The 15,750-nt window shown below is 70.2% G+C and carries 19 protein-coding genes; 9 read left to right on the top strand and 10 right to left on the bottom strand.

What is annotated here, in order from left to right:
- Positions 1–38 precede the first annotated feature (38 nt).
- Both HGB54_RS00925 and HGB54_RS00920 read right to left on the bottom strand, forming a co-directional pair.
- Complete coding sequence (locus HGB54_RS00925; protein ID WP_228545878.1) at positions 39–899, bottom strand: GIY-YIG nuclease family protein; 861 nt, start codon at positions 897–899, stop codon at positions 39–41.
- A 217-nt stretch (positions 900–1,116) separates the two neighbouring features.
- Positions 1,117–1,416: a hypothetical protein gene (locus HGB54_RS00920; RefSeq protein ID WP_168914783.1), complete on the bottom strand. Its 300-nt coding sequence runs from the start codon at positions 1,414–1,416 to the stop codon at positions 1,117–1,119.
- Positions 1,417–1,582: 166 nt separating this feature from the next.
- Between HGB54_RS00920 and HGB54_RS00915 the strand changes: the two genes are divergently transcribed.
- The 4 genes from HGB54_RS00915 to HGB54_RS00900 all read left to right on the top strand — a co-directional run bounded on the left by HGB54_RS00915 (position 1,583) and on the right by HGB54_RS00900 (position 4,749).
- On the top strand, positions 1,583–2,446 hold the full coding sequence (locus tag HGB54_RS00915) for a PhzF family phenazine biosynthesis protein (RefSeq protein ID WP_168914782.1): 864 nt from the start codon (positions 1,583–1,585) through the stop codon (positions 2,444–2,446).
- 83 nt (positions 2,447–2,529) lie between these two features.
- Positions 2,530–3,672, top strand: a complete 1,143-nt coding sequence (locus HGB54_RS00910; RefSeq protein ID WP_168914781.1) for a TRAFAC clade GTPase domain-containing protein — start codon at positions 2,530–2,532, stop codon at positions 3,670–3,672.
- Positions 3,673–3,743: 71 nt separating this feature from the next.
- The gene (locus HGB54_RS00905; protein WP_228545877.1) at positions 3,744–4,019 is read left to right on the top strand and encodes a hypothetical protein; all 276 of its coding nucleotides are present in this window, start codon (positions 3,744–3,746) and stop codon (positions 4,017–4,019) included.
- A 265-nt stretch (positions 4,020–4,284) separates the two neighbouring features.
- Entirely contained in the window at positions 4,285–4,749 is a 465-nt protein-coding gene (locus tag HGB54_RS00900; RefSeq protein ID WP_168914779.1) for a PPOX class F420-dependent oxidoreductase, read from the top strand.
- Here the strand turns inward: HGB54_RS00900 and HGB54_RS00895 are convergent.
- Positions 4,746–5,984 carry a bifunctional alpha/beta hydrolase/OsmC family protein gene (locus HGB54_RS00895; RefSeq protein WP_168914778.1) on the bottom strand — a complete coding sequence of 413 codons (1,239 nt, stop codon included), beginning with the start codon at positions 5,982–5,984 and terminating at the stop codon, positions 4,746–4,748. The genes HGB54_RS00900 and HGB54_RS00895 overlap by 4 nt on opposite strands.
- Entirely contained in the window at positions 5,981–6,664 is a 684-nt protein-coding gene (locus HGB54_RS00890; RefSeq protein ID WP_228545876.1) for a TetR/AcrR family transcriptional regulator, read from the bottom strand. The genes HGB54_RS00895 and HGB54_RS00890 overlap by 4 nt, the downstream gene beginning before the upstream one ends.
- A 102-nt stretch (positions 6,665–6,766) precedes the next feature.
- Here HGB54_RS00890 and HGB54_RS00885 point away from each other — a divergent pair, with 102 nt between their 5' ends.
- A complete protein-coding gene (locus HGB54_RS00885; protein ID WP_168914777.1) occupies positions 6,767–7,414 on the top strand; it encodes a hypothetical protein in 648 nt (215 codons plus the stop codon).
- 256 nt (positions 7,415–7,670) lie between these two features.
- Here HGB54_RS00885 and HGB54_RS00880 read toward each other — a convergent pair whose 3' ends face one another.
- A complete protein-coding gene (locus HGB54_RS00880) occupies positions 7,671–8,720 on the bottom strand; it encodes a lipoate--protein ligase family protein (RefSeq protein ID WP_168914776.1) in 1,050 nt (349 codons plus the stop codon).
- Positions 8,721–8,778: 58 nt separating this feature from the next.
- Positions 8,779–9,690 (bottom strand): sulfurtransferase, encoded by a 912-nt coding sequence (locus HGB54_RS00875; protein WP_168914775.1) that lies wholly within the window; start codon positions 9,688–9,690, stop codon positions 8,779–8,781.
- Positions 9,691–9,924: 234 nt separating this feature from the next.
- On the opposite strand from HGB54_RS00875, the gene HGB54_RS00870 reads away from it, so the two are divergent.
- The gene (locus tag HGB54_RS00870; RefSeq protein ID WP_168914774.1) at positions 9,925–10,311 is read left to right on the top strand and encodes a cupin domain-containing protein; all 387 of its coding nucleotides are present in this window, start codon (positions 9,925–9,927) and stop codon (positions 10,309–10,311) included.
- Between the two features lie 423 nt (positions 10,312–10,734).
- Here the strand turns inward: HGB54_RS00870 and HGB54_RS00865 are convergent, their stop codons facing one another.
- Positions 10,735–11,610 (bottom strand): alpha/beta hydrolase, encoded by an 876-nt coding sequence (locus HGB54_RS00865; RefSeq protein ID WP_228545875.1) that lies wholly within the window; start codon positions 11,608–11,610, stop codon positions 10,735–10,737.
- Positions 11,611–11,719: 109 nt separating this feature from the next.
- Between HGB54_RS00865 and HGB54_RS00860 the strand changes: the two genes are divergently transcribed.
- The 3 genes from HGB54_RS00860 to HGB54_RS00850 are packed head-to-tail and all read left to right on the top strand — an operon-like array spanning position 11,720 to position 13,745.
- Positions 11,720–12,142, top strand: coding sequence for a MarR family winged helix-turn-helix transcriptional regulator (locus HGB54_RS00860; RefSeq protein WP_168914773.1), 423 nt, complete (start codon positions 11,720–11,722; stop codon positions 12,140–12,142).
- Between the two features lie 5 nt (positions 12,143–12,147).
- Entirely contained in the window at positions 12,148–13,467 is a 1,320-nt protein-coding gene (locus tag HGB54_RS00855) for an MFS transporter (RefSeq protein ID WP_228545874.1), read from the top strand.
- A 29-nt stretch (positions 13,468–13,496) separates the two neighbouring features.
- Positions 13,497–13,745, top strand: a complete 249-nt coding sequence (locus tag HGB54_RS00850) for a hypothetical protein (protein WP_168914771.1) — start codon at positions 13,497–13,499, stop codon at positions 13,743–13,745.
- A gap of 22 nt (positions 13,746–13,767) precedes the next feature.
- Here the strand turns inward: HGB54_RS00850 and HGB54_RS00845 are convergent, their stop codons facing one another.
- From HGB54_RS00845 to HGB54_RS00835, 3 genes are all read right to left on the bottom strand, one after another.
- Positions 13,768–14,025 carry a type II toxin-antitoxin system RelE family toxin gene (locus HGB54_RS00845; protein WP_168914770.1) on the bottom strand — a complete coding sequence of 86 codons (258 nt, stop codon included), beginning with the start codon at positions 14,023–14,025 and terminating at the stop codon, positions 13,768–13,770.
- The gene (locus tag HGB54_RS00840; protein WP_168914769.1) at positions 14,022–14,270 is read right to left on the bottom strand and encodes a type II toxin-antitoxin system Phd/YefM family antitoxin; all 249 of its coding nucleotides are present in this window, start codon (positions 14,268–14,270) and stop codon (positions 14,022–14,024) included. The genes HGB54_RS00845 and HGB54_RS00840 overlap by 4 nt, the downstream gene beginning before the upstream one ends.
- Before the next feature lie 63 nt (positions 14,271–14,333).
- Entirely contained in the window at positions 14,334–15,545 is a 1,212-nt protein-coding gene (locus HGB54_RS00835) for a N(5)-(carboxyethyl)ornithine synthase (RefSeq protein WP_168914768.1), read from the bottom strand.
- Positions 15,546–15,750: the final 205 nt, after the last annotated feature.

Genomic DNA, 15,750 nt, shown 5'->3' with positions numbered 1-15,750 from the left:
ATCAGAACGGGCACGGCGACCGACCGCGAACCGAGATCTCAGTTCATATTCATGCCGTGATTGCGGCTGTCCAGCGCAAGCTTCCAAAAGGACTCACGTTTGAGGATTGTCTCGCGGCTGGTCTTCGGGTCGAAGATCTCAAGGATGGAGTACTGAAAATTCTCGACGATATGCGCATCACCAAGCTCGGCCCGGAGCCTCTCCAGCTCCTGGTTTCCACCTGTCAGGTTCCGCAGGTTCGCGTAGCTAGACCACCTCTGCCAAAGACCGTTCGCTTCTCCCGAGGCGGAACCGACGTAGAGCCTCCCGGAGCTGAGATCTGTGATGACGTAGACGCCCTTGACGCTCGAGAGTGCGTCCTTCCAACTGGGTTCGTCATTCGCGATGATCCGTTGAAGGCTCTCATGCTTGACTCGGAGGTTTTGGTAGCCAGGGAACGTGCCGAGCTTCGTGTCGGGAGCGAGTTCGTAGACCTTCGGGTTGAGTTTGCTCGCCTGGATCTTGTCGTACCAGCGAAGGTAGAGGTCGCGACCCACAGGGCGGTCAAGCTTAATGATGAGCCGCTTGACGTACTCGGAATATTGTGCGAGAGGCTCTAGCTCATAGCCTGAGCCACCGATCAGGGTCGGTATCACAGGCTGCACGCGAAAGAACCCGCCGAAAATAAAGTACTGCGGCCCGTACGGGTAATACTGAGCGAAGGTAAGCACATAGCTTGCGCTGCCCATGTTGTTGTTTTGATGCAACTCGCGGTGGCGGGTCATGTTGAGCCACTCATCCGGGTCATCCGCCAGGAGAAGGTCCCAAGCGGCAGCACCGCCGGAACCAGCTCGAATGTTTAACTTCACTTTTGTACGTCCCGGATCAGGCACCGGCATGAAATCTTCGAAGCGAATCACGCTGTCTCCTCGGGATTGTCGTGCTTGTTTCTACCACCGCGGGCACCGGTCGTTCGGAGTGCATGGTGTGTGTCGTTATCGCCGACCGGTCGCGCAATGAACGGCCACGAAAATTGGGGGGAGGATGACATCCATTGCACTCGCACGCCATCTCAGGCCCAGGCTGGGTTGCCGACGCCGACTTGCGGCCGCGACGCGATCGAACGCTTTAAGAACTTCAGTCGACCTGGATGCGGAGGCGCCCGGCGTATCCGTGCTCGTCGGCGGGAGCATTCACGATGCCCAGCGGGCCGTCGCCCGGAACGGGGGCGGGCGCGGGCAGCGAGGTCTGGCGGTCGAGCTCGACCTGCGCCTCGTGGCGGGTGGGGTGGAAGACCTCGTCGCCGATGCCGAGCACTCCGGGGCCGCCGCCGCCGCGGCGCGACTTGTCGCTGAGGTCGATCCAGCCGAGGCGGTGCGCGAGCGCGACGAGGGCGAGCGCGCCCAGCGCGATCAGAGCCCACCCCCACCATTCCATGGCTGAAGCGTACCGGCCGAAGCCGCGAGACGACATGAACGCGCGATGAATCCTCGCTAATTCGTCGCGGGCCGTGCCGAGGGGCACGCGGGTAGCGGCGAGCGGTGCGGCGTCGGTGGGCGGATCTAGCATGGCGCGAGCATCCACCCCTCGAACGGAGCAGCTGATGACCCGCACCCGCCCCTTCCGCCAGGTCGACGTCTTCGGAGCGACCGCGTTCGGGGGCAACCCGGTAGCGGTCGTGCTCGACGGCGAGGGGCTCGACGAGGTTGGCATGCAGCGCATCGCCCGGTGGACGAACCTCAGCGAGACCACCTTCGTGCTGCCGCCGACGACGGGAGACGCCGACTACCGGGTGCGCATCTTCACGCCGGGCGGGGAGCTGCCGTTCGCGGGGCATCCGACGCTCGGAACCGCGCACGCGTGGCTCGAGCACGGTGGGCGCCCGCGCGACGAGGGGGTCGTGGTGCAGGAGTGCATGGCCGGGCTCATCGAGGTGCGCCGCGACGGGCAGCGCCTGGCGTTCGCCGCCCCGCCGACCCGACGCAGCGGCCCGATCGACGAGCCCGCGCTGTCGCGGTTCGTCAACGCGCTCGGCATCGACCGCGAACAGGTGATCGGGCACCAGTGGGTCGACAACGGTCCGGGATGGTCGGCACTGCGCCTGGCCGACGCGCAGCAGGTGCTCGACCTCGCGCCCGACTTCTCGGGCTTGCCCGACGTGATGCTCGGGGTGCTCGGCACCCACCCGCCGGGCTCGGAGCGGGCCCGCGCCGGCCACGCCTACGAGCTGCGCGCCTTCGCCCCCCGCATCGACGTCGCGGAGGATCCGGTCACCGGCAGCCTGCACGCCTCCGTCGCGCAGTGGCTCGTGCATAACGGGCTCGCGCCGGCCGGTGGGCTGTGGACGGCCACGCAGGGCACCCGGCTCGGCCGGTCGGGCGTCGTCACGCTTGAGGTCGATGAGGCCGGCGCGGTCTGGGTCGGCGGGGCGACGACCACCGTCATCGCGGGCACGATCGAGGCGTGACAAGAGCAGCTACCGGCTGCGCCGATGCAGGCTGGCGCTCTCGGATGATCGCGAGGGGATCAACGGTCCCTTATCGTCAAGTCATGAAGCCTTCCAAGGTTGCTCGAGAGCAGCAAATTGCCGTGTTCGGCGAATCCGGCAGCGGCAAGACAGTCCTCCTTTCATCGTTCTACGGGGCTGCCCTAGAGCCGGAATTTTTGAACGAGAGTCTTTACGGCATCGACGCCACCGACACCGCACAAGGCCGCCGTCTCCACCAAAACTTCCTCGGCATGAAGAAAACCGCCACCACTCCAGCAACGAATCGGTTTTCGGCGACGAAGTACGTGTTCTCGGTGAGGCAGCGGCCTACGGCAGTGAAAAGGGGTAAGCCTTCCGGCAAGGAGGAACTGCGTCTTGTTTGGCACGATTACCCAGGCGAGTGGCTCGAAGAGGACCCCTCCACGCCGGAGGAGCTGAAGCGGCGTGCCGACACCTTCAGCGAGCTTGTGGGCGCGGACGTGGCGATACTTCTCGTCGACGCGCAGAACTTGCTGGTCAACGCCGGAGAGGAAGAGCGTTACCTGAAGGCTCTGCTCGCGAACTACACGCGGCACGTCTCTCGCGTTCGAAGTGAATTGCTACCCGATGGTCAACGGCTTGCGCGGTTCCCTCGCGTTTGGACGTTCGGCTTGTCGAAGGCGGACCTGCTGCCGGAAATGAACGTGACGGAGTTCCGAGACCTGCTGGTCGAGAAGGTCGGCCAGGAGATCAACTTGCTCCAGAACGAGCTAGCGGCGTTCGCTGAAGAGCCCGAGGCGTTCTCCCTCGGTGAGGACTTCGTCTTGCTTTCCTCGGCGCAATTCCAACCCGGAAAAATTGATGTCGACCGACAGATTGGCGTGCGGTTGATTCTGCCTATCGCCGCGATGTTGCCCCTTTCGCGCAACGTTCGATGGGCAAAAGCGCTCCGCTCCGGCGGAAAGGTCGCCACTGAGTTGATGAAGAACGCGGGTACTGCCGTCTCGTTCCTGGGTGGACTCAACCTGTCGGGGAAGTTCAAGCTCGTTGCCGTCTTGGCGTCTTTCCTCTCTGAACCCGTGCTTGAGCACGGGACCGCCAAGGTGCAAGAAGCCTATGAAAAGGCGCTAGAGCGTCACGACTTCCTCACCGCCGTACTGCTCGGCTTTCGGCTTGACCTCGACCGCGCCGTCGAAGAGCGGGTGCTGCTAGAAAGCCCCAAGTGATCTTTATCTGGGCAACGCGCGGAAGGACATGGGGTTTCCGATTCATCTCCACTGGAGGAGTTACGAACCCCTTGGAAATCTACGAAGCGGCGTTCGCAGGGATCGAAGCCTCTCCGGTGGCCTTCAGACGGTCAGGAGGCACCATCGCTGTCCGGTTTCCCGATCCTGAAGGCCGTACGGATAGGGCCGGGCGGTTGATTCCGCACGACTTTGTCATCCTCGATTCTAAAACCTCAGATATTCGCGACCTCCAGGATGCGCGAGCGCTGCTTTGGCCGGCTGTGAGCGGTCAGTACGAAGCGATATGGGACAAGCCGGCTGGCCCGGCACCGGACGCTCTGCAGTGATGGCCCAGATGTTGCTTGACGATTCGCCAACCCGATAAAACGCCTCGGACCGGAACTCGTGCCAAGTCGGCCGCTGATCGGGGACTGCGCCAGCGGTCGGGCATCGTCGCGCTCGAGGTCGACGAAGCCGGCGCGGTCTGGGTCGGCGGCACGACGACGACCGTCATCGCGGGCACGATCGAGGCGTGAGCGTGCCGGTCGCACTCACCCCGAGCCGGCCACCCGCGGCCGCTAGGGTGACGTGCCGCCGACCCCCAGGAGCCCCGTGACCGAGCACGCCCCCACCCCCGCCGCGACCGCGCCGACCGACGCGCAGTGGAGCGCCCTCGGCGACGCCGACTTCGTGCTGCTCTCGACGTTCCGCCGCAGCGGCGTGCGCGTGCCGACGACGGTCTGGGTGGTGCGCGACGGCGACGCCCTGCTCGTCACCACTCCCCCAGCGAGCGGCAAGGTCAAGCGCCTGCGCAACGATCCGCGGGTGCAGCTCACCGTCTGCGGACGCATGGGCGCCGTCGCCCCCGACGCACCGACAGTGGATGCTCGCGCCGAGATCGCCGGAGAGGACAGCGCCTTCCCCCACGCCGTCGATGCGTTCCGCGCCAAGTACGGCACCGAGTTCGACGCCATCATCGCCATGGAGCGCCGCCACGCCGAGAGCCGCCTCGCCCCCGGCGAGACCCTCGCCGACCGGCTCATCCTGCGCATCACGCGCCCGAGCGATGCGGCCTAGGAGCCGCCGAGCCGCGTCGACACCACCACCCCGGCGTGCAGCGTGCGGTGCACCGGGCACTTGTCCGCGATGACGAGGATCGCCGCGCGCTGCTCGTCGGTGAGCTCACCGACCAGGGTGATGGTGCGGTCGATGTGCTCGAGGGCCTGCGTCGACTCGTCGCAGCGCTCGCAGTCGTTGGCGTGCGTGCGCGAGTGGCTGAGATCGACGCTCACGTGCTCGAGCGGCCACTTCTTGCGGTTCGCGTACATGCGGATCGTCATCGACGTGCACGCGCCGAGGCCGGCGAGCAGCAGCTCGTAGGGGTTCGCTCCCGAGTCGGTGCCGATCGGGTGCGGCTCGTCGGCGGCGAACAGGTGGCCCCCCGCCGTGACGGTCTGCGCGAAGCCGTCGGGGGCCACTTCGGCCACGCGGACGTGCCCTTCGGGGAGCGCGGGCGCAGCATCCCGAGCCGTGTCAGCGGGGGCGGGCAGGCCCGCGTACCGGCCCACCCACGCGCCGATGATGCCGGCCGCGTACTCGGCGTCGGCGCGGTCGGTGAGCAGGTGGTCGGCGCCGTCGAGGGCGACGAACGACTTCGGATGCCGCGCCGCCTCGAAGATGACGCGCGCGTCGTCGATTGCGACGGTGTCGTCGACGGGCGAGTGCATGACGAGCAGGGCGGCGTCGAGCGCGGCGATGCGGTCGAGCTGCGGCTGCTGCTCGAGGTCGTGCAGGAACTGCCGGCGGATGCGGAACGGCCGCCCGCCGAGGTCGACCTCGGCTTCGCCGTCGCGCTCGATGGCTGTCACGTCGTCGCCGAGCAGGTGCACGACGTGCTGCGGATCGGCCGGCGCCCCGATGGTGACGACCGCGCTCACCTCGGCGATGCGGCTGGCGGCGGCGAGCACGGCGGCTCCGCCGAGCGAATGCCCGATGAGGATGCTCGGCGCACGGTGCTCGTCGCGCAGGAAGTCGGCGGCGCTCAGCAGGTCGTCGATGTTGCTCGAGAACGTCGAGTTGGCGAAGTCGCCGCCCGACTGCCCGAGCCCGGTGAAGTCGAACCGCAGCACCGCGATGCCCTCGGTCGTGAGGGCGCGGGCGATGCGGCTGGCGGCGACGGCGTCCTTGCCGCAGGTGAAGCAGTGGGCGAAGAGGGCGTAGGCGCGGGGCGTGCCGATCGGCAGCTCGAGGCGGGCCGCGAGGCGGTCGCCCTGCGAGCCGGTGAACTCGACGCGCTCGGTCGTGAAGGTCATCGGGGGGTTCCTCTCTCGTCGCGGCCAGTCTGCCGCTCGCGCACGACCGCCGACACCGCGAGGCGCAGGGTGGTGGCCTCCGCGGCTGCGGCAGCGGCATCCATCGGCAGGGCCCGCTCGACGGAGAGGCCGTTGACGACGCTCGACAGGAAGCGCGCCTGGGCCTCGCGGTCGCCGTCGACGAGCGCGCCCTCCTCGGAGAGCGTCGCCAGCCAGCCCTCGATGCGGCGGCGGGCCGCGCTCTCGAGCGCGAGGTAGCTCTCGACCGTGCTCGCCGGCGGCGCCTCCTCGACGTAGGCGCGCAGCGTGGTGCGCCAGAGCTCGCGCGCGGATTCCGCGACCCCCGCGCGGTCGAGGATCTGACGCAGGCCCGCCATCAGCCGCTCCTGCGCGGGCAGCGTCGCGTCGTCGATGTCGCCGTCGGGCATCACGAGGCGGAACATGCCCTCGAGCACCTCGTCCAGCAGCGCCCGCTGATCGGGGAAGAAGTGGCGCAACGAGCCGACGCTCACCCCGGCGCGGGCCGCGACCGCGCGCACGCTGAGCCGCGCCGCCGGATCCTCGCCGACCATCTCCGCGGCCGCGATGAGGATGCGGTCGCGCGTGGTCAGGGTGCTCGGGGTGGTCGGGGTGCCCGGGGTGCTCGGCGCGCTCGACGCGCTCGGGGTCTCGTCGGCCATCGGTCTCCTGCCATCACGGCCGACACGCTGCGTTAGTACGGTGTGCTAGTGTCGCCCTCATTCGTTAGCACACTGTACTACTTGGACGAGAGGACCGGCCCGATGCCCACCTGGTTGCAGCGGATCAACGCCCGCCGCGCGAAGCCCGGCGACGGGAGCCCGCTGCCGCGGTTCCGCTGGTGGCAGCTGCTGAGCCGCTCGGTGTTCGAGCTGCCGCCCGACCCGGGGCGTCTCGCGCGGTACACGGTCGACGTGCGGCACGCCGGAGACCGCACCGACGGCGCCGTGCGCGCCCGCCTCTACCGCGATGGCGCGCTCGCTGCAGTGTCGACGCTGCCGACGGCGTTCCCCGTCGAGGGCGGCGCGATCGAGGTCGCGGTGAACTCGATCGGGCTGCGCCGCTGCCACTTCGTGCCGTCGGACGGGCGCACGCCCGAGCGCGTTCTCACGCCGCTGCCGGCTTCGGCCGAGGGGCGCCGGGCGCGCTTCGACCGCGCCCACCCGGCGGCGAGCCGCCTCGTCGGAGCGCTCGCGCTCGCCGCCGTGCTCATCGGCGTCGTGGTGGGAGGCTACGAGCTGCTGATGCAGTTGGCGAGCATCCCACCCGTGGTCGAGGCGATCGGAGTGGTCGAGCGGCCGGTGCGGATTCCGCTCGAGGTCGGCGTCGCGGTCGGCGCTGGCGCGGTGCTCGGCGGGCTCGAGCGCACGCTGCGGCTGCGCTCGACGTGGCTCGACGAGTTCGCGACCTGAGCGCGGGCGCCCTGGGTCGATTCGACGCGGTGTCGGCCTTATGTCGGCCTCACTGCTGCCGACCGATCGGCCGCGGATCGACGCCGCTGGGTCGCGGCGGCAGCGACGGTGAGCGCGAGGTCGGCGGAGGGGGCATTGCCGCACCCCCGCGGCGACGCAGTCGAGCAGGCGAGCGCGACCGGCGGGCGGCCGGCGGGAAGGCGGACGGCTAGACGGACGGAGCGGGCGAGCGGGCGGGCGGGCGGAGTGACCCGCGCTACGGCACCCGGTAGAGCCACTCCTCCGTGCCGAACTTCTGCTCGACGAGCTCGTCGATGCGCTGCATCTCGGCCGGCGTGATCGCGCCCTCCGTGAGACCGTTCAGCCCTCGGAACGTCGAGACCAGGGCGTCGAGGATCTGCTCGCGGGGCATCCCGGTCTGCGATTTCAGCGGGTCGACGCGCTTGTTCGCGCTCTTCACGCCCTTGTCGCTGAGCTTCTCGCGGCCGATGCGCAGCACCTCGACCATGCGGTCGCCGTCCATGTCGTAGCTCATGGTGACGTGGTGGAGGACGGCTCCGGCGCCGAGGCGCTTCTGCGCGGCGCCGCCGATCTTGCCCTTCGTCGACGTGATGTCGTTGAGCGGCTGGTAGCTGGCCTCGATGCCCAGCTTCTTCAGACCCTCGATGACCCACTCGTCGAGGAACGCGTACGACTCGGCGAAGCTCATGCCCTGCACCAGCTCGGCCGGCGCGTACAGCGAATAGGTGATGACGCTGCCGGCCTCCATGAACATGGCGCCGCCGCCCGAGATGCGGCGCACGACCTCGAAGCCGTACTTCGCCGCGTTCTCCATGTCGACCTCGTTCTTCACCGACTGGAACGAGCCGATGACGACGGCCGGGCGCTCCCACTCCCAGATGCGCAGCGTCGGGCCGCGCGTGCCGAGGCCGACCTCCTCGGCGAGCACCTGGTCGGCCGCCATCTGCTGCTGCGGCGTCAACGGCGGACCCACGACGAGCTCCCACTCGTAGTCGGTGAAGCTCGTCGCCTCCGACAGCGCGCGGCGGATCGTCGTCGCCACCGCCTCGGCGCTGAAACCGAGCAGCACCGCGCCCTCGGGGATTGCGGCCTGGATGCTCGTCCGCAGCCCGTTGCCGTCCGAGTCGGCCGACATGCCGTCGACGGCCCGCTCGATCGCGCCGATCGTCTCATCCGGCTCGACGAAGAAGTCGCCCGCCAGACGGAACTCGCGGATCAGGCCGTCGACCACCTCGAGGTCGACGACGACGAGCTTTCCACCGGGGACCTTGTACTCACCATGCATGGGAGCGAGCCTACGCGGGCGGCGTCAGCGCTCGCTGGGGCGGGATGCTCCGCTCGGGTCAGGCGCCGGTCGCGACCGGCCGGCTCGCGTCGCCCGCGTACTGCGACCAGCTGCCCGGGAACAGCCGCCCCGCCGGCAGCCCCACGTGCTCGAGCACGAGCAGCGTGTGGCAGGCGGTGACGCCCGAGCCGCAGTAGCTGATGACGGGGCGCTCGCCGGCGCCCGCGTGCTCGAGGCGGGCGCGCAGCTCGTCCACGGGCAGCAGCCGGCCCTCGCCGTCGACGTGGTCGCGCACGGAGAGGTTCGCCGCTCCGGGGATGTGGCCTGCGCGGGCGTCGACGGGTTCGGCGTCGCCCGCGAAGCGGTCGGCGGTGCGGGCGTCGAGCACTAGGGCGCTGCCGTCGGCGGCGGCCTGCTGGGTGTCGTCGATCGAGGCGAGAGCGGCATCCGGCCAGGGGCGCTCGGTGAAGGATGCCGCTGCCGCGGCCTCGCTGCCGGACGCGCCGTCGGTGGCCGTGCCGCTGGCGTCGCCGTCGGCGCCGGCAGCGCGCGCGGCCTCGACGGTGCTCGCGTCGCCGTGCTCGAGCGGGCCGTCCCACGCCGCGATGCCGCCGTCGAGCACGGCGGCCTCGAGCCCCAGGGTCCGGAGCATCCACACCAGCCGCGCCGCGATCACTCCCCCGGCGTCGTCGTAGACGACCACGGTGCTGTCGTCGCCGATGCCGAGCGCGGTCATGGCGCGGGCGAAGTCGGCGGGGGCGGGCAGCGGGTGCCGGCCCTGCGTGAGGGTCGGCGGGGCGGCGAGCGCCGCGTCCAAGTCGACGAACCGGGCGCCCGGCAGGTGCCCGTGCGCGTAGACGTCGCGGGCGCCGCGGCCGTCGAGGTACCAGCGGGAGTCGACGACGACGAGGTGGCGGGCCGTGTCGCACAGGCTGCGGAGGTCGGCGACGCTGACGAAGGGGGCGAGCATGGGGTTCAGGGTAGTGGGGCCGGTCGACCGGGTCCGCGCGGTCTGACGGCGCGGGCGCAGGGTGGGGAGCAGCGCCGGGCGCGGACGGCTCGTGCACTGGCCGGCCGCGTCTGCGGCGCGGGGGAATCTGCTGGCGTTATGTGCGCTCACGGCTCCACAACCCGAGCGGGGTGATGTCCGGCCGAGCGCTGGCCGAGTCGCGCCGATGTCGCCGGGTGGGCGTACCGTTCGCCCATGGACCCCCTCGCGCACGACCTCACGCTGCTGGCCGACTACCTCCTCGAGGAGGCGCAGGCCTCCGCCGACGGCCGGGCAATGCACCCCGTCGACCTCGGCTTCGGCACGCTGCGCCTCATGGCGATCGGCTTCGCCGCCGGCGCCGAGCTGCCCGAGCACGACAACCCCGGCGAGGCCGTCCTCCAGGTGCTGCGCGGCGCGGTGCGCGTCGTCACCATCGCGCCGCACGTCGTCGACGGCCGGGAGGTCGGTACCGGACGCGTGGTCGAGGCCCAGCCGGGCCTCCTGGTGCGCATTCCGGATGCGCGGCATCGCGTCGAAGCGCTCGAGCCGAGCGTGATCCTGCTCACCGCCGTGTCGCTGCCCGGCGGCAGCGGCCACTGACCGCCGACTCGCGCAGCCACCTCGAACGGGCCGTGATGACGCCCGTCTGCGTCGTGCCCGCGGCCTGCTCGCTCGTGCTCGCGCTCGGCTGAGCCGGCCGCTCGGAGCGCGACGCAACCCTGGATGGTTGTGGAGCCTTGAGCGCACATAGCGACGAGGGAAAGTCCCGCCGGAGAGCGAAGACGATGCCGTCGACGGGCGCTGGTTTTCGTCAGAGATGTGTAAGCGGAAGCTTCCGCAACCCGCCGCGGTTGTGGAAGCTTCCGCAACCCGCCGCGGTTGTGGAAGCTTCCGCTTACAGAGCCGGCGAGGAAACTCTCCGCCCCCGGCGGGCCGGTCGAAGGGCCGCGCGGACGGCGCGGCACACGGACAGGCGCGCGACGCGGGCGCGGTGGGCGGGCAAAGAGGGTCGAGTGGGCGCGCTCAGCCCGCCGGTGTCAGCACGCGCTGCCCCAACCAGCGCAGCAGGTCCGCGCGGACCTCCTCCTGATTGAGCTCGTTGAAGATCTCGTGCCGAGCGTCGTCGTAGACGATCAGCTCGACGTCGCTCAGGCCGCCGCGGCGCAGATACTCCTCCGCCAGGCGGGCCGCGCCGCGCTCGCCGCTCAACGAATCGTCGGCGCCGACCATGATCAGCAGCGGCAGATCCCGGGCCAGGCGACGCGGGCGGCCGTAGAGGCGCAGGCCGTCGGCAGGGCCGAACAGCTTCAGGATGTCCGCGTCGAACGTCAACGGATCCTCCGCGAACAACCGCGCCACCTCCGGGTCGCGGCTCAACCACTCCGCACCCGTCGCGCCCAAGTGAGCATGACGAGCGTTCAAGTCGCCCGCGTTCATGAAGCCCGGCATGCGGTAGCTCGTACCCGTCAGCACCGCCGCGTCGTAGTCATCCGCCGAGGAGTTCAGGATGATCTGCGCCATCAACGAACCCCACGAATGCCCCAGCAGCACCAGCGGCACCCCCGGCAGCTCGGCGCGGATCAGCCCCGAGAGCTGGCGCAGGTCGGCGATCGTCGCCCGCAGCCCGCCCGGGCCCAGACGACCCATGCGCGAGGAATCGCCGCCCGTCATCTCGACCCCGGTCGCTCCGTGGCCCCGGTGGTCGTCGGCGAAGACCGCGTAGCCCGCGTTCACCAGCTCCTGCGCGAGCACCTCGTACCGCAGAGCGTGCTCGCCCACCCCGTGGGCGAGCTGCACCGCCGCGCGGGGCTTGCCGGGCATCCACACGTAGAAATGGACGACGACGCCCTGCGCGTCGGTGAACGTGCGGTGCTGCCGCTCGACGATGAACTTGGGCATGAGAGGCCTCCTGCCCCCAGAGTACCGGCGCAGAGCATCCCGGCACCCGGGCGCACGCCCCCACCCGCACTCAGTCGTTCGCCAGGCTAATGACCTACGCTAAGCAACGATGTCCAGCGCAACCGATCCCCACGAAGAGCTGCGCGTGCTCATCCAGAAGGTGGCCCGCCGTATCCGCGCCGAGCGCGGCGGCGAGGGCGTCACCGACAGTCAGCTCGGCGTGCTCTGGCGGCTCGCGAGCGACGGTCGATGCACGCCCGGAGGCCTCGCCGACTCGGAGCGCGTGAGCCCGCCCAGCATGAACCGCACCGTCAACGCCCTCGAAGCCCTCGGCTACGTGCGCCGCGAACCGAGCGAGACCGACGCCCGCCAGGTCTGGGTCATCCTGACCCGCGAGGGCGACGAGCTCATCGCCGAGACGCGCCGACTGCGCAACGCCTGGTTCCACGAGCAGCTCGACGCGCTCGAGCCCGCCGAGCGCGACGCCCTCGAAGCGGCGATGGATGCCCTGCGCAAGCTGGCCGACTCGTGAACGCCATGTTCCGATCCCTCGCAGGTCTGAACTACCGCATCTGGTTCGCCGGGGCGATGGTCAGCAACATCGGCGCCTGGATGAACCGCACCGCGCAGGACTGGCTCATCCTCACCGAGCTCACCAACGAGGACGCCGCCGCCGTCGGCATCGCCATGGCCCTGCAGTTCGGGCCCGCCCTGCTCATCGGCCCTTACGCGGGCCTCATCGCCGACCGCGTCAACGGCCGCCGCCTGCTCGCCGTCACGCAGACCGCGCAGGGCCTCGTCGCCGCCGCGCTCGGCATCATCGTCGTGCTCGGCATCGCCGAGCTCTGGATGGTCTACGTGCTCGCCGCCCTCCTCGGCGTCGCCACCGCCGTCGACGCGCCCGTGCGGCAGACCTTCGTCGGCGAGCTCGTCGGCCCGAAACAGCTGCCCAACGCCGTCTCGCTCAACTCGGCCAGCTTCAACACCGCGCGACTCATCGGCCCCGCCGTCGCCGGCCTGCTCATCGCCACCATCGGCTCCGGCTGGGTCATCATCATCAACGCCATCACCTACGCCGCGACGCTGCTCGCCCTCGCGCTCATGCGGGGCAGCGAGCTGCACGTGATGAAGAAGGAGAAGAAGGGGCGGGGGCAGCTGCGGGCGGGCGTCATGTACGTGCGGCGCCGGCCGGACCTCATGGTGATCTTCACCATGGTGTTCCTGCTCGGAACCTTCGGCTTCAACTTCGGCATCTTCACCGCCACGATGGCGCGCGTCGAGTTCGAGCGCGGAGCCGCCGAGTTCGGCATCCTCTCCTCGGTGCTCGCCATCGGATCGGTGACCGGCGCCCTCATGTCGGCCCGCCGCGAACGGCCGCGGCTGCGCGTCGTCGTGCTCGCCACCCTCGGCTTCTCCGGCTCGACCGCGCTCGCCGCCGTCATGCCCACCTACGAGCTCTTCGCGATCTCGCTCATCCTCATCGGCTTCACCTCGCTCACGATGATCACCTCCGCCAACGCCTACGTGCAGACCACGACGCGGCCGGCCATCCGCGGCCGGGTCATGGCCCTGTACCTCACGATCTTCATGGGCGGCACCCCGATCGGCGCCCCGCTGCTCGGGTTCGTCGCCAACGAGGCCGGGCCCCGCTGGGCGCTCGGCGTCGCCGCGCTGGCCGGGCTCGCCGCCGCCGCCGTCGCCGTCGTGTGGATGCGCGGCCGCGCCAACCTCCGCCTGCGCCGGCCGCGCGGGGGATCGTGGTGGCGCCTGCGCGTGCGCTACGACGGCGACGACTACGACTGGGACACCGCGACGACCGAGATCGCCGTCGTCGAAGCGCAGGCGCGCAAGGGATGAGCCCGGCGCGCAGGTCTACAGTCGGAGGCATGGCCAAGCCCCCGTCGAACGGCATGAACCCCTTCGTGGGGCAGAAGGGCTTCTGGGCGCGCGTCAACCGCATCGCCTACACCTTCACCGGGCCGGCGGCGGTGGGCATCGGGCGGCCCGAGGAGCCCTACGTGGCTCCGGCCGACCCGACGTGCCCGCTGTGCGGGTCGCTCATGGCCGAGCACGAGATCTCGCGCGGGACGGGCACGGCGTCGACGCGGCTGCACTGCCCGAGCCGGGCATCCTGAACCGCCCCGTCGTGACGCGGGGTCAGCGGTCGTAGACGTCGCTGCGATTTCCTATCGTGACCACGACGACCAGCAGCACGTCGTCCTGGATCGTGTACGCGATGCGGTAGTCACCGACGCGCCCGCGGAAGCCGGGGCGGCCGACGAGCGCCTTCGCGCCGGGCGGCCGCGGATCCTGGCCGAGGAGCGCGATGACGCCCCGGATGCGGTCCCGGTGCTGGTGATCGACCCGCTTCAGCGCGCGAACAGCGGCGGGCCGGAGCTCGATGCGATAGGTCACGCCCAGCCCAGGTCGGCCTTCGCCTGCGCCCACGGGATGCTCGCACCCTCCTCGGCCATGGCCTCATCGAACGCCGCGGCGTCCTCGGCGTCTTCGAGGGCTTCGAGCAGCTGCTCGTAGCGCTGCGGGCTGATGACCACCGCGGTGCGCTGACCCCGGCGCTGGATGAAGACGGCCTCGCTCTGCGATCGGTCGATCAGCTCGGAGAACCTCTTGCGGGCGTCGGCGACGCTGACATCGGACATGCGTCGACTGTACATCTCGTCGCATCTCATGTACATGCTTAGCGTCGTCCTGACGCGCGGGCGTCAGCGCGCCGCGCCCTCCACCGGGTAGGGGTACTCGGCCGAGCGGCCCTGGAAGGCGAGGATCGCCGGGTTCTGCACTCGGCCGGCCTCGATCTCGATCGAGCGGCGGATCGTCTCCGACTCGGCCCACGACTCGGGGCCCTCCATGACGGGGCGCAGGAACGGCATGAGCGCCTCGCTGATCTCCCACGTCGTCGAATTCCACAGCAACGACGGGCTGTGATCGACGGCGTAGTAGTTCGTCGACTCGCCGACGGTGATCATCGGCTCGGCGAACGACGTCGCCCGCGCCCACTCGAAACCCATGCCCTCGTCGACCGAGACGTCGACGATGAGGCTGCCCGGGCGGAACGCCGCGAGGTCCTCGGTGAGCAGGTAGGTGAGCGGCTCCGTCGGATCCTGCAGGGTGCAGTTGACGACGATGTCGTTCTGCGCCAGGTACGCGGCGAGCGCCTGCGGGCCGTCCGGGGTGTGCACGATGCTCTCGCCGGGGGCGTCCGGGCGGTGCTCGAGCTGCACGATGTCGACCGAGGGGATGGGTGAGCCGACCGCCGCGATGTCGCGGTTGGTCAGCACGCGCACATCGTGGATGCCGAAGGCGTTGAGCGCGGTGACGGCGCCGCGGGCGGTCGCGCCGAAGCCGATGACGACGGCGCTGAGCCGTCGGCCGTAGTCGCCCGTCGACCCGCACAGCTGCAGGGAGTGCAGCACCGAGCAGTAGCCGGCGAGCTCGTTGTTCTTGTGGAACACGTGCAGCCCGAAGCCTCCGTCGGGCCGCCAGTGGTTCATCGCCTCCCAGGCGATCAGGGTGAGGCCCTTGTCGATGGCGAGCTGCGTGATCGCGCGATCCTGCACGCAGTGCGGCCAGCCCCATAGCGTCTGGCCGTCGCGCAACTGCTCGAGGTCGGCGACCTGCGGCTTCGGCAGCAGCACGACGTCGGCCCGGGCGATGACCTCGGCGCGGTCGGCCATGGCGCCGACGAGCGGCTCGATCTCCTCGTCTCCCACACCGAAGCGGGCGCCGTAGCCGCGCTCGACGACCATGCGCGCGCGCAGGTCGGCGTCGATGCGCTCCAGGTGCGCCGGGTGGATCGGCAGGCGCCGCTCGTCGGCCTTGCGCGCGGTCGCGATGACGCCGAGGGTGAGGAGGGCGGGCGGCGGGGCGGTCGCGGGGTCGGGTGCCGGGTGGGTCGCGGGTACGGTTTCGGTCATGGTGCAGGGTACGCGGCGCGGGTGCGCGGGGGTCGAGGGGCCGCAGGGCTGCGCCGGGCATCCCGTCACTGGCCGCGGTGTGCGCAAATGCAGGAGTCTCGCGACCGACCCCGGCGTGTCGCCGCATGAGCCGTGTCGACGCGCCGCGCGGCTCCTGCACTTGTGCACGGGATCAGGACCGCAGCCTCCGGGTTCGGCGTGTCGC

This window comes from Microcella flavibacter (assembly GCF_012530535.1).
In the GTDB taxonomy this organism is placed as follows: domain Bacteria; phylum Actinomycetota; class Actinomycetes; order Actinomycetales; family Microbacteriaceae; genus Microcella; species Microcella flavibacter.
This window is presented reverse-complemented; position numbering and strand designations above follow the sequence as displayed.

Bases quoted from the DNA above. Each gene is read 5' to 3' on its own strand.
- HGB54_RS00850 (WP_168914771.1), top strand. From the start codon at position 13,497: ATGGCCAAGCCCCCGTCGAACGGCATGAACCCCTTCGTGGGGCAGAAG.
- HGB54_RS00870 (WP_168914774.1), top strand. From the start codon at position 9,925: ATGGACCCCCTCGCGCACGACCTCACGCTGCTGGCCGACTACCTCCTC.
- HGB54_RS00865 (WP_228545875.1), bottom strand. From the start codon at position 11,610: ATGCCCAAGTTCATCGTCGAGCGGCAGCACCGCACGTTCACCGACGCG.
- HGB54_RS00895 (WP_168914778.1), bottom strand. From the start codon at position 5,984: ATGACCTTCACGACCGAGCGCGTCGAGTTCACCGGCTCGCAGGGCGAC.
- HGB54_RS00875 (WP_168914775.1), bottom strand. From the start codon at position 9,690: ATGCTCGCCCCCTTCGTCAGCGTCGCCGACCTCCGCAGCCTGTGCGAC.
- HGB54_RS00835 (WP_168914768.1), bottom strand. From the start codon at position 15,545: ATGACCGAAACCGTACCCGCGACCCACCCGGCACCCGACCCCGCGACC.
- HGB54_RS00840 (WP_168914769.1), bottom strand. From the start codon at position 14,270: ATGTCCGATGTCAGCGTCGCCGACGCCCGCAAGAGGTTCTCCGAGCTG.
- HGB54_RS00890 (WP_228545876.1), bottom strand. From the start codon at position 6,664: ATGGCCGACGAGACCCCGAGCGCGTCGAGCGCGCCGAGCACCCCGGGC.
- HGB54_RS00920 (WP_168914783.1), bottom strand. From the start codon at position 1,416: ATGGAATGGTGGGGGTGGGCTCTGATCGCGCTGGGCGCGCTCGCCCTC.
- HGB54_RS00915 (WP_168914782.1), top strand. From the start codon at position 1,583: ATGACCCGCACCCGCCCCTTCCGCCAGGTCGACGTCTTCGGAGCGACC.
- HGB54_RS00910 (WP_168914781.1), top strand. From the start codon at position 2,530: ATGAAGCCTTCCAAGGTTGCTCGAGAGCAGCAAATTGCCGTGTTCGGC.
- HGB54_RS00880 (WP_168914776.1), bottom strand. From the start codon at position 8,720: ATGCATGGTGAGTACAAGGTCCCCGGTGGAAAGCTCGTCGTCGTCGAC.
- HGB54_RS00885 (WP_168914777.1), top strand. From the start codon at position 6,767: ATGCCCACCTGGTTGCAGCGGATCAACGCCCGCCGCGCGAAGCCCGGC.
- HGB54_RS00855 (WP_228545874.1), top strand. From the start codon at position 12,148: ATGTTCCGATCCCTCGCAGGTCTGAACTACCGCATCTGGTTCGCCGGG.
- HGB54_RS00860 (WP_168914773.1), top strand. From the start codon at position 11,720: ATGTCCAGCGCAACCGATCCCCACGAAGAGCTGCGCGTGCTCATCCAG.